The following is a 13,071-nucleotide window of genomic DNA, read 5'->3' as shown; positions in this document are numbered from 1 at the left end:
GTAGATTGATAGTGCAAATCCGCTCCCGTCAGCGGCAGTCCAGACTGCCGGTAACCGTAACCGAAGATGACGACTGACAATGGGTAAGACGAACGACTGGCTGGATTTCGACCAGCTGGCGGCAGATAAAGTGCGCGACGCGCTAAAACCGCCATCTATGTATAAAGTGATATTAGTCAATGATGATTATACTCCAATGGAGTTTGTTATTGACGTGTTACAGAAATTCTTTTCTTATGATGTAGAACGTGCAACGCAACTGATGCTTGCGGTTCACTATCAGGGCAAAGCCATCTGCGGCGTGTTTACCGCAGAGGTCGCGGAGACCAAAGTAGCGATGGTGAACAAATATGCAAGGGAGAACGAGCATCCGTTGCTGTGTACGCTGGAAAAAGCCTGAATGCAGGCATAAAAATTGGGGGAGGTGCCTATGCTCAATCAAGAACTGGAACTCAGTTTAAACATGGCTTTCGCCAGAGCGCGCGAGCACCGTCATGAGTTTATGACCGTCGAGCACTTGTTACTGGCGCTGCTCAGTAACCCCTCGGCCCGCGAAGCGCTGGAAGCGTGTTCCGTGGACCTTGTGGCGCTCCGTCAGGAACTCGAAGCCTTCATTGAACAAACCACACCCGTTCTGCCTGCCAGTGAAGAAGAACGCGATACGCAGCCGACGTTGAGTTTTCAGCGCGTGTTGCAGCGCGCGGTTTTCCACGTACAGTCTTCCGGACGCAGCGAAGTGACTGGCGCCAATGTACTGGTTGCCATCTTTAGTGAACAGGAGTCTCAGGCGGCCTATCTGCTGCGCAAGCACGAGGTGAGCCGTCTCGATGTGGTCAACTTTATTTCTCACGGTACGCGTAAAGATGAACCGGGTCAGACTTCTGACCCTGGTAATCAGCCGAATAGCGATGAACAAGCTGGCGGGGAGGAACGTATGGAGAACTTCACCACTAACCTTAACCAGCTTGCACGCGTTGGCGGTATCGATCCGCTGATTGGCCGTGAAAAAGAGCTTGAGCGCGCCATTCAGGTGCTGTGCCGTCGTCGTAAAAACAACCCGCTGCTGGTGGGGGAGTCTGGCGTCGGTAAAACAGCCATTGCCGAAGGACTCGCCTGGCGTATCGTCCAGGGCGACGTGCCGGAAGTGATGGCTGATTGCACTCTCTACTCGCTGGATATCGGTTCGTTGCTGGCGGGCACCAAATACCGCGGCGACTTTGAAAAACGCTTTAAAGCGCTTCTTAAGCAGTTAGAACAGGACACCAACAGCATCCTGTTTATCGATGAGATCCACACCATTATCGGCGCCGGCGCGGCATCGGGTGGCCAGGTGGATGCGGCAAACCTGATCAAACCGCTGCTGTCCAGCGGCAAAATCCGCGTGATTGGCTCGACCACCTATCAGGAGTTCAGCAATATTTTCGAGAAAGACCGCGCCCTGGCGCGTCGCTTCCAGAAAATCGATATTACTGAGCCGTCTGTGGACGAAACGGTACAGATCATCAATGGCCTGAAGCCGAAGTACGAAGCACATCACGACGTTCGCTACACCGCGAAAGCGGTACGCGCAGCGGTGGAGCTGGCGGTGAAATACATCAACGACCGTCATCTGCCGGATAAGGCGATTGACGTTATTGATGAAGCCGGCGCGCGTGCGCGACTGATGCCCGTCAGCAAGCGTAAGAAAACCGTCAACGTGGCGGATATCGAATCGGTGGTGGCGCGCATTGCGCGTATTCCGGAGAAAAGCGTTTCGCAGAGCGATCGCGATACGCTGAAAAATCTTGGCGATCGCCTGAAAATGCTGGTCTTTGGTCAGGACAAAGCCATTGAGGCGCTGACCGAAGCCATCAAGATGAGCCGCGCGGGTCTGGGACACGAGCATAAGCCAGTTGGTTCCTTCCTGTTCGCCGGTCCGACCGGGGTGGGGAAAACCGAGGTGACGGTGCAGCTCTCTAAAGCGCTGGGGATTGAACTGCTGCGCTTTGATATGTCCGAGTATATGGAGCGCCACACCGTTAGCCGTCTGATTGGTGCGCCTCCGGGATACGTTGGCTTTGATCAGGGCGGTCTGCTGACGGATGCGGTGATCAAGCATCCTCATGCGGTGCTGCTGCTCGATGAGATCGAGAAAGCGCACCCGGACGTCTTTAACCTGTTGTTACAGGTGATGGACAACGGCACGTTAACGGACAACAACGGGCGTAAAGCGGATTTTCGCAACGTGGTGCTGGTGATGACCACCAACGCTGGCGTGCGGGAAACCGAGCGTAAATCGATTGGCCTGATTCATCAGGACAACAGCACCGACGCGATGAGTGAAATCAAGAAGGTGTTTACGCCGGAGTTCCGTAACCGTCTCGATAATATTATCTGGTTCGAGCACCTCTCTACCGAGGTGATCCATCAGGTGGTCGATAAGTTCATTGTCGAGTTGCAGGTTCAGTTGGATCAGAAAGGCGTTTCTCTGGAAGTGAGTCAGGACGCGCGTAACTGGTTGGCTGAGAAGGGCTACGACCGGGCGATGGGCGCACGTCCAATGGCGCGCGTGATTCAGGACAACCTGAAAAAACCGCTGGCTAACGAGCTGCTGTTTGGCTCGCTGGTGGATGGCGGCCAGGTGACCGTCGAACTGGATAAAGAGAAAAATGAGCTAACCTACGGCTTCCAGAGTGCGCAGAAGCACAAGCCGGAAGCAGCGCATTAATCTCTTTTGCATAATGAATAAACCGGGCGTGAAAAAGCCCGGTTTTTTTTCGTCTGCCTGATGGCTTGCGGATTACCGTTCGCGCAACGCCTCGCGGGCGCGGTTCAACGGTTTAATTAAGTACTCCATGATGGTCTTGCTACCGGTATGGATATCAGCGGTAGCGATCATGCCCGGATAGAGCGGAAAATGTTTGCCCAACTGGTTGGTCAGATAATCCTTCTCGGTTCTGACGTAAACCCGGTAATAGTACCTGTCGCGGTGCACCTCATCCTGAATCGTATCCGGTGAGATAAAGACCACTTTACCTTCAAGTCCGCCGTAAATGTGGTAGTCATAGGCGGTAAGCTTCACCTTCGCTCTCTGGCCCGGCGTAATGAAGGCCACGTCGCGCGGCGAGATCTCCACCTCCACCAGCAGGCGATCGTCGATCGGCACGATCTCCATCACGTTGCCGCGCGGCTGTACCACGCCGCCGATGGTGTTGACCTCAATGTTTTTGACGATCCCCTTCACCGGCGCGTACAGCGTGGTGCGCTTAAGCGAGTCGGCGCGACCGCGGATCACCGACTTCTGTTCTTCCACCTCGGCGGCGGCCTTCGCCAGCTCCTCGCGCGCCTTGACGATATACTGATTACGCGTGTCGTCAATCTTCGACTGCAGATCGTTGGCCTGGCGCCGCAGACGCAGTACCTCCACATCGCTCGCCGCCCCTTTAGCGACCAGCGATGCCGTCAGGCGCAGCTCTTTATTGACCAGCGCCAGCCCGTCCTGCAGGCCGCTCAGCGACGCCTTCAGGTTATTCTGCCGTGAATGGTACAGCGACGTTTCATCCTCCAGCAACTGAGGAAATCCCTTCAGCTCCGGTGGAAACGTCAGCGGCGTGCCATCCACCTCGGCGTGCAGCCGGGCGAGCATCGCCAGCGCCGCGCGCAGCTTTCCTTGCGCCTCATCCACTCCCGCGCCTGCGATGGTCGGATCGAGCCGCGCCAGCACCTGGCCTGCCAGCACGATATCGCCTTCCTGTACCTTCATCTCGGTGAGGAGCCCGCCTTCCAGCGACTGAATCAGCTGCTCGCGGGCGCTGGGGATAATTTTACCGGTGCCGGTGGTAACCTCATCGAGACGAAACATGCAGGCCCACAGCCAGAACAGCCCCAGCAGCAGTACGCATAGCCAGATAACGCTCTGTCCCATGCCGAAAAAGTGTCGTCGCAGCCAGCGCAGTCCGCTGCCTGCTTTTTCGAATCCGTTCATCACGCCACCTCCTGGGATTTCACCGTCGCCGGACGCGGCGATGGGCGCAGAATCTCCTCTCTACTGCCGTCGCGCATGATTTTGCCGTTTTCAATAAACAGCACGCGCTCCGTCAGTTGCAGCACCGCCGGGCGATGAGTGGCGACAATCAGCGTGCGTTGTCCCAGCCATTGCTTCAATCCGTCAACGATGTGTTTCTCCATGCCATCGTCAAGCCAGGCGGTCGGCTCGTCCAGAATCAGAATCTGCGGATCGCGCAGCAGGGTACGGGCCAGAAACAGCTGCTGGCGCTGGCCGCCGGACAAGCCGCGTCCCCCTTCCATCAGCAGGTAGTCGAGCCCTTCCGGCAGGCTGCGCACGCAGTGGATAGCGCCGCTCAGCTCCAGCGCGGCGAGGATCTGCTCATCGCTGGCGGTGGGGGCGCCGAGCAGCAGGTTCTGCTTGACGGTGCCGTAGAACAGCGCCGACTGTTGGCTGAGGTACGCCACGTCGCGGCGTATGCACTGCGGATCGACGGAAGCCATTTTTACCCCGTCGAGCAGCAGCGTGCCTTCGCGTGGGTGCAGCAGGCCGCAGAGCAGTTGCAGCAGCGTCGATTTGCCGGAACCGTTGCGTCCGAGAACCGCCACCTTTTCACCGGGGCGGATGGTCAGCGAGGCGATATCCAGCACGCTGGCCGACGACTCTTCGTCGTAGCGATAGCGCATATCGTTGATGACAAACTCGCCATGAATTTTGCTCAGGGCGATCTGACTGCCGTTTTCCGGCGCGTCCACTTCGCTTTTCAGCAGACTTTCGACGCCTTCGCGGGCGACCTTCGCCTGCTGCCAGCGGGTCATCACCATCGCCAGTTGGGTGAGGGGAGCCATAATGCGCGACGCCAGCATGGAGCAGCCGATCAGCACCCCGGTGGAGATCTCCCCCTCCATCGCGAAAAAGGCGCCAATCAGGATCACCGTGACATAGGCGAGGGTCTGGACTTCGGCAGTCCAGTTGATCAACAGGCCGCTGACGAAGCGCTGGCGGCGGGCGGTATCGCCAATGGTTGCGGTCAGGTGATTCCACTGGTTCTGAAAGTAGGGTTCAGCGCGCAGGGATTTAATGTCGTCCAGCGCCTGCGCCGACTCGACCAGAATCGCGTTACGCAGCGCCGACTCGCGCATGGTTTCCCGTGACAGCTTCGCCAGCGTCGGCTGTAGCAGTTGTCCCGGCAGCACGATCAAGGGGATCGCCACCAGCGGCACCAGCGCCAGCCAGCCGCCCATCATCCACAGCAGGGCGAGGAACAGCAGGGAAAAGGGCAGATCGGCTATCGCCCCGATGGTGGTGGAGGTAATAAGCTCGCGGATCTGCTCCAGTTCGCGGATCTGGGCAATAAAGGAGCCGGTGGATTTAGGCCGCGCTTCGCTGCGCAGCCGCAGGGCGTGGCCGAAGACGCGATCCGAGATGCGCACGTCGGCGCGCTTACCGAGGGTATCGGAGATCCACGTCCGCGCCATGCGCATGACGTAGACGAAGGTCATCGCTATCGCCACGCCGCTGAACAGCACCCACAGCGTCGGCGTCGACTGGGCCGGGATCACCCGATCGTACACCTGCATCGAGAACAGCATCGCCGACAGGGTCAGTACGTTCGCCACCAGCGAAGCCGCCATCACGTTGATGTAGCCGGGCCACTCCTGAAGGATGGTGCGCCGCAGCCAGTTCTCTTCGTAAGGCTTAATGTAATCGTCGACGCGAGCATCCGGCACCGCCTTTTCCGGCTTGACCCGCACCACCCGTTTTGCCGCTTCGCAGACCTGCTGGCGGGTAAGGCGGGTCGCCAGCGGCGTTTCGCCGCTGAAGCGCACTTCGACCTCGCCATCGGCGGAGATCGCCTCAATCACGCCCAGTCCCCGCTCGCCGAAATCGACGATCATCGGCAGCCGCCACGGGTCGAGTAGCCCATCATCAAAGCGATCAAAGATGGCGCATAACCCAAGATGGCGAGCCATCATTTCCACCAGCGCCTCTTCCTTCATCTGCGTGTGCCGCCATTCGGCCTCATTGCGCACCCGCTCGGCGGAGCCGTCGATACGGTAGAAACGGGCGATAAGGATGAGTAGCGCCAGCCAGTCGTTATAGTGGCGCGGCGGCGCGCCGCCAGCGTCCGTGTCTGCCTGTTTGTCCGTCATATTTATTTCCTTTCTGACTGAGCGGCTTCAATGGTAAAACCACCGAGGCTGCTGTTTTCCAGGCCGAAATAGCGCCTGGCTAATCCTGACGACGCCAGGTAGCCGATCGCCGCGCTCCACAGATCGTGGCGGGCATTGATCAGATCCTGCTGCGAGCGGCTGATTTCCTGCTCCGCATTAAGCAGATCCAGCACGTTGCGCGTGCCGAGCGACAGGTACTGCATTTTGTAAAGCTCACGGGTGCGAATAATGGTCTCCAGTCGCCCGCTGAGGATTTCGATATTGCGCTGGAGTCCGTCAATGCGGGTCAGGTAGCCGCGCTGCTCGTCGGCGATACTGAGACGGACCTTCTCAATGTTGGTTTTCGCGGCGGCCAGCGCGCTGGCGCTGGCGTTCTGCTGCGCCTGCAGCGCGCCGCCCTGGTACAGTTTGCCGCTGACCGATACGTAGACGTTGTTATAGTGGTCGTGGCTCTGGTAGTGAGAGATATCGCCCAGATAGCGGTTGGAGTTCATCTCCAGCGAGACGGTGGGGTAGTTCTGCGCTTTGGCGTTACGCAGTCCCGCCTGCGCCACCGCCAGTCCGGCCTGCGCCTTAAGCAGCGTTGGGTTGAGCGAGGCGTCAACATCGGTCGGCAGCGCGCGGGTAAAGACCTCTGCTGGCGAGGGAATGGCTTGCGCCGGCTGGCGATAGCCGAGCAGAAACGCCAGTTGCTCCTCCTGTTGTTGCAGCTTAATGGCCGCGTTGTGCGCTCCGGCCTGCGCCTCTTTCACTCGCGCGTCGGCCTGGATCGGGTCGATACTTGAGCTGGCGCCCGCTTCGGCGCGCAGTTGGGTCAATTGCCAGACGTCATTTACCGCGAGCACGTGCTGTTCGGCAATGTCCAGCAACTGGCGGTAGCGGTGCGCTTCGTTCAGCGTCAGCGCAGTCTTACGCACGATGTCATCGATTTGCTCCAGCACGCCGCTCTTTTGCTCAATGTATTTCGCCGTGGCCTCATCAACGGTACTGCCGGTTTTTCCGAAGTCATAGAGCATTTGCGACAGGCCGACGGTGGCGATATGGCCGGAGGCCTCGTCTTGCTGGCGGCCGGAGGTGACGCCAGCGCTGAGCGTCGGCAAGTAACCGGCGGCGGCCACGTCAATATTAAATCCCGCCGCGTCAAGGGTGGCGATTTCGCTGCGAATTGACGGGTGGTACATCACCGCATCGTGGATCATGCTCCACCATGCGTTGTCATTCATGCCGTTATGCTGGTTGCCGATCCGGCGAGTTGCCGGAGTACTGACCAGACCGTCGTTATCCGGCGCGGCGACGGCTTTGCCGCCATCAGGCTGATAGTTATTAAACGCGCCCCAGAATCCGCTGGCGCCTTCGTTGGTACTGTTGATGCCCTGACTATATGCGCTGACGGAAAGCGTCAGCAAAGCGGCGATAAGCGTTATTTTATTTTTATTCATCACATCCACATTTAATGAGTGCACCGTGGCGCTTAAGACCACGGCGCTCGGTCAATACTCACGCTGAAAGAGGCTGGCCCGCAGGCCAGCCTTCTCAGGATTAACGCTTAGCTAATGCCAACATCGTCGTTTACGTACAGTTGCACCAGCAAACCGTCGGTGGCGGTCGCGGTGTAGAGGTTGTAGCTGATGCCATTGACCAGCTGTACCCCCGACGACTGCCAGCTTCCGTTCAGCGTTACCGTGTCGCCGTTTCCACCGTCCACATAGAGGGTGTTTTGGCTGTCGGTTACGTTGAGCACGCTCTGGACGCTGAGGTTCAGCGAATCGTTCTCGCTGTTGTTCAGCAGGTCGATCTTCTCGATATTTTTCACCTTCGCGGAGATGGTGCTGAGATCGAGAGGCTGACTGCTGTGCCAGCTCAGCGTGTCGCTGCCGTTATCGCCGTTGAGCATCACGAAGTCGGTGTCATAGACGTCGAACACATCGTCAGCCCGGGAGCCGTTGAAGACCAACTCGCCGCCTTCGCTACCGTCGACATTGATGCCGGTGGTGAATGTCAGGGTCGACGTCGTCCCGTTGGAAAGCGTGTAGCTGTAGCTTTCTGATACGCCAGCGTGCTGTGCGGACGCGTTAGGGATCCAGGCGTAATTACCGTCGCCGTCGATGGTGAAGGTGCCCCCGTTACCGATGATGGTGGCGCCGTCGTTGCCGACGACGGTCTCTGCGCCGTTAAAGCTGACGGAGGTAACCGTGACATCGCTGCTGTCCGGCGTGACGTCGCCGGTGACGGCGTTAGCCACCTCGACGAAGGTCACGCCCCTCTCGACGTACAGGTTCACCACCGTGCCGTCCGGCTGGATGTGGGTCCACTGCACGTAGTCGATGTTGTTCAGCGTCGTTTCGCCGTTGCGTTCCCAGACGCCCTGCAGAGCGATGGTGTCTTCGCTGCCGCCGCGCACATACAGCGTGTTGACGTCATCGGTCACTCTGATGATGTCTTCCGCCGTCAGAGAGAGCGTGGCCGCGCTGTCGTTGTGCTGCAGATTAATCACCTCAATGTCATGCACCCGGCTGGCAACCGCGTCGAGATTAAGATTACCGCTGCCGTTCCACACCAGCGCGTCGTGACCATCACCCCCGTTTACCACCCGGAAGTCGGTGTCGTAGACCGTAAAGCTGTCGTCGCCGACGGTGCCTTCAAGGATCAGCTCGCCGCCCTGTTTGCCGTCTACCGCCACGCCCATCGTCAGCGTCAGGGTGTGGGAGCTGTTGTCAGACAGTACGTAGGTGAAGGTGTCCTGGCTGCCGCTCAGCTTAATGGTCGAGTCGGCTTTCAGGGCGTAGGTGTAGGTGCCGTCGTTATGCAACGTCAGCGTGCCGTAGGTACCTTCCACGGAGGCGCCGGCCGCGGTGACGATCACGTAGCTGGCCGCACCGGTGACGATGCCTGCCGCCATCGATTTCACCAGCAGAGAGTTGTCCGTGGCGTTGTCCAACACGCTACCGCCGATGCTGGAACTGCTGGTTACCGTGTAGGCAGTGGTGCTGACAATGTTCGCCGAGACGTTGTAGCTCAGAGCGTTATAGCCTATCCACAATATGTTGTTAACGCCGCTCTGGGTGGCATCCAGCACGACCCGGTATTCGCCCGCATTCAGTCCGTGCAGGCTGACTGACAGGTCATTGCCGTCGGCGATCGCCTGCGTGCCGTTCTGCACTGTCTCCCACTGATAGGTGACGGTGTTGTAATGCTGCAGGGACCAACTGACATTAACGCTGTTGGCGGCGGCGTTGACGCCGCTGCCGCTGACATGGATGGTGATATCCTGCAGATCGCTCGTCGCGCCAACCGTAAAGGTATCGCTGGTGAACGAGCTGGTTGCCGCTGTGGCCAGCGTCCCGGTGTTAGCCATTTCGTCATGTTGCAGCGTCACCTGGGCGGTGATGTCGGCATCGTTGGATTCCGATGCGCTTTCGCTTCCGGTCGTTGTCAGTCGTCCCGATACAATTGCGGCATCGACATACAGATTGACCGTTGTACCGTCCGGCGTGGTGCTGGTGTAGTGTGCGTAAGCGACGGTATCGACAATCTCAACGCCCACCGCAAGCCATGTTCCGGAGAGCGTGATGGCGTCTGCGCTTTCGCCTTTCAGCCAGAGCGTGTTCTGCGCGTTGGTGATTGCCGCGACTGACGCCGCATCAATAATCACCTTATCCGCCGCGCCGTCCTGGCCAAAATCCAGCACCTCGATGTTCGACACCTTACCGGCGATATCCGCCAGCGTCAGGGTATCGCTGCCTTTCCATACCAGCGTATCCTGACCATCGCCGCCGTCGATCTGCTTAAAGGCGGTATTGTTGGCGTTAAAGACGTCGTTAAGCTCGCTGCCAACGGAGATGGCGTCGGTCACGACGTCAATATCCCCCGTCACGGTCTGCGGCGAATACATGAACGAGACGTCTTTCGGAATATTCAGCCAGACCTGCGTGCCGTCCTCGGTAGTGCTGACGTAGCGGTTGTAGAACACGCTGTCAATCACCTCCGTCGAGACAAAGGTCCAGTGACCGACCGTCGTCACGGTATCGTTGCGCTGGCCGCTAATATACAGGCTGTTACTCTCGTTGGTGACTGCCGCGATCGACGCCGCGTCAACCACTACGTTACGGGCGACGCCGTCCAGGCCGAGATCGATAGCTTCAATATTGCTGACCTTTTGCGCAACGTCGCTCAGTGTCAGAACCGTGCTGCCTTTCCACGCCAGGGTGTCATATCCGTCTTTACCGTCCAGTGACGTAAAGGCGGTGTCATACACCTCAAACACATCGTCAGCAATGTTGCCATCGAACACCAGCGGGCCGCCGCTGACGCCCTCAATAGACACACCGAGGTTAATGGTAACGGTTGCTGTCACCACTACGCCGTTAGCGCCTTTCAGGGCATAGGTAAAGACATCCTGCGCGCCTTCAGACACCTGGGTCGCCGTCGGCTGATAGACATATTCGCCGTTGTTATAGATAGTCAGCGTACCGTACTGACCCTCCACCTTCACGCCGCTCTCTGTGACCAGCGTGTAGTCCGTGAGGCTGGTATTGGCGCTGGTGTCGCCCGCCTAGACGTACATCAGCGTATAGATCGAGCTCAGATGGTCGATGGTACCGTCGGTTCCTTCATCGCTTAATACGTTTCCGGTAGCTTCGGTGTAGCTCTGTATTACATAGTCGGTGGAGCTGACCACGGTGGCGTTCATGGCTACGTTGAGGCTCACCGTTGCGCCAAGCACTCCCCCTGCCTGCTCAGTAGAGATTGAGTAGCGGTAGGTACCTTCGCCCAGGGTCAGCGTCGACAGATCGATCGCGAAGATTTGTTTACCGTCCATCGTGATGGCCGGGATCACTACGCTGTCAGAGTGGTACGTGCTCCAGCTGCCATCCGGATTCTGTTGTTGCAGAACATAGTGGATGGTCATGGCGTTACCGCTGACGGTGATCCACTCCGGGGTAGTCGACAGGGTCAGCGAACCGGTCACAAAGTCGCCTTCCCCCACGGTAAAGGCGTCAGTCGTTGTCGGCGTCCCAACGCTGACTGTACCGGTAGTGTTGGTCGTTTCTGATTCAAAGGCCAGGTTGATGTTCGCATCCGCCTGGTTGCTGGATGCGGTATCCAGCACTGCGTTATCAGACGGTTCGAGGTTATCCCACACCACGTCCAGATCGGCATTGTCGCTATTGATATGGATGTAGAGGTTGGCCGAGTCGGTGTTGCCGGTGGCGGCATCGGTCAGCGTATAGGTAAAGCTGTCCGATTTACCGATGGCGGATATCGCATAGTTCGGCTCATAAACGTAGTCACCGTTCGCCGAGAGGGTTAGCTTACCGTACAGTCCATCAATCACCGTAGCGCCCGAGGCGTTAACTGCATAGCTGACGACGCTGCCGTCGGCGCCGGTAACCGAAACCGAAGTTACCAGGGTCTGCGCCGGATGCGGAACGCCGTCCTGGCCGGAGAGGGCGTCAACGTCATTCATCACATTGCCAGCGGCGGTTTTGTAAGAGGTAATAGTCGGTTCAGCCGCCAGCTGGTAAATCGTCTCCTGGGTGGCGATACTCATATTGGTGCCGAGGTTCAGGCCGCCAATGCTAAGTTCCAGACGGTAGTCGCCCGCCGTCAGGCCCGGCAGCGTAATGTCCGAAGTCTGCACGCCGAGTCCGAACATGCCGAACAGGTTGCTGGCGCCGTTGGAGGTGAGCGCCTCCCACTGACCGGTGCTGGAGTTGTACTTGCTCAGGGTCAGCGTGGTTGAGCTGAACAGGTTCAGTACTGCGGAGCTGGTTGCCGTTACGCTGAGATCGACAACGGTGCCGTCATTGACGTGGAAGGTGTGGGTACCGCTGTTAACCACGTTACCGTCCGCGCCTTGCTCCGTTGGCCAGGTGAAGCCGATCGCTGCTTCGGTATTGATGTTATCCGCTGCGGCAAAGGTTACCGAGGCCACTTCCAGTGTCAGGGATTCCGATGGGGCGCTGGTGTTGCCAGCGGCATCAGAAACGGTGAAGTGAATGTCGTGTCCGCCATCGCTTAACCCTTCCTCAGTGGTGAAGCGCCAGTCGCCGTTCGCGTCGACGGTCGTTTGACCAATCACCCGATTGCCGTCGTAAACGGTAACCGTGGTGTCGGCTTCCAGTTTGCTGCCGCTGAAGGTCAGTACGCTGTCGGTCTGAGTCGCGCTGGCGGTGACATTTTCGCCTGCTTCGTTGGTAATGACCACGCTGGAGAGATCGACGCCGCCTGGCGCAACGGTATCAACCGTTACTGCTACCGGTGTCGATTCTCCTCTGCTGTTGCTGGCGGAATCAGCCACTTCATAAGTCAGGCTGTGTTCACCTTCTGCCAGCGGTTTTGCCGGGGTGACGGTCCAGTTGCCCTGATCGTCCACTGTCGCTCTGGCGATCTCGCTGCCTTTATCACGTACGATCACCGTACTGCCCGGCTCTGCGCCGCTGCCGCTAAGCGTCGGCGTGGCGTCGTTAATTGGGCTACCGATATCAAGCGTCTCGCCCGCATCGTTAGTGACCACGACGTTGGCCGGGTCGATCGCCTCTGGCGCATCGCTGTCGACCGTCAGCATAACCGCTTCGGACTCGCCGCTACCGTTGCCAGCCGCATCCACCGCTTCCCAGGTCAGGCTATGTTCGCCATCGACCAGAGGTTGTTCTGCGGTGACAGACCAGTTGCCCTGGTCATCGACGACGGCTTCGCCGATGACGGTGTCGCCGTCCCGGATAACCACCTGCGCACCCGGCTGCTCGCCGCTGCCGCCGAAGGTCGGGGTGTTGTCACTGGTGGTGGCGCCGTCGGCGATGGGGTTGCCCTCATCGTCGGTCATAAATGGCGGGGTGCCCGGCTGCGGTTCGGGTTCTGGCTGTGGCTCCGGTTCCGGTTCTGGTTCAGGTTGCGGTTCAGCGCTGGTAT

Annotated in this window: 7 protein-coding genes; 2 read left to right on the top strand and 5 right to left on the bottom strand. The window is 58.7% G+C overall.

Going from position 1 to position 13,071, the window contains the following annotated elements; genetic code table 11:
- Positions 1–79: 79 nt before the first annotated feature.
- Positions 80–400: an ATP-dependent Clp protease adapter ClpS gene (gene clpS, locus APU02_RS08910; protein ID WP_042284844.1), complete on the top strand. Its 321-nt coding sequence runs from the start codon at positions 80–82 to the stop codon at positions 398–400.
- 30 nt (positions 401–430) lie between these two features.
- The gene (gene clpA, locus APU02_RS08905; protein ID WP_042284842.1) at positions 431–2,707 is read left to right on the top strand and encodes an ATP-dependent Clp protease ATP-binding subunit ClpA; all 2,277 of its coding nucleotides are present in this window, start codon (positions 431–433) and stop codon (positions 2,705–2,707) included.
- A 72-nt stretch (positions 2,708–2,779) separates the two neighbouring features.
- Here clpA and APU02_RS08900 read toward each other — a convergent pair whose 3' ends face one another.
- The 5 genes from APU02_RS08900 to APU02_RS08880 all read right to left on the bottom strand — a co-directional run.
- Positions 2,780–3,964, bottom strand: coding sequence for an HlyD family type I secretion periplasmic adaptor subunit (locus APU02_RS08900; RefSeq protein WP_060569856.1), 1,185 nt, complete (start codon positions 3,962–3,964; stop codon positions 2,780–2,782).
- Positions 3,964–6,138, bottom strand: a complete 2,175-nt coding sequence (locus APU02_RS08895; RefSeq protein WP_060569855.1) for a type I secretion system permease/ATPase — start codon at positions 6,136–6,138, stop codon at positions 3,964–3,966. Before APU02_RS08895 ends, APU02_RS08900 begins: the two co-directional genes overlap by 1 nt.
- A 2-nt stretch (positions 6,139–6,140) precedes the next feature.
- The gene (locus tag APU02_RS08890; RefSeq protein WP_239692859.1) at positions 6,141–7,598 is read right to left on the bottom strand and encodes a TolC family protein; all 1,458 of its coding nucleotides are present in this window, start codon (positions 7,596–7,598) and stop codon (positions 6,141–6,143) included.
- A gap of 107 nt (positions 7,599–7,705) precedes the next feature.
- Positions 7,706–10,651, bottom strand: coding sequence for a VCBS domain-containing protein (locus APU02_RS08885; protein ID WP_060569853.1), 2,946 nt, complete (start codon positions 10,649–10,651; stop codon positions 7,706–7,708).
- A gap of 60 nt (positions 10,652–10,711) precedes the next feature.
- A partial coding sequence (locus APU02_RS08880; RefSeq protein ID WP_239692858.1) for a BapA/Bap/LapF family large adhesin occupies positions 10,712–13,071 on the bottom strand: 2,360 nt, incomplete at its 5' end.

The organism is Citrobacter sp. 50677481 (assembly GCF_001463265.1).
In the GTDB taxonomy this organism is placed as follows: Bacteria; Pseudomonadota; Gammaproteobacteria; order Enterobacterales; family Enterobacteriaceae; genus Citrobacter_A; species Citrobacter_A sedlakii.
Note: the sequence above shows the minus strand (reverse complement) of the source record. Positions and strands in the feature narration are given on the sequence as shown.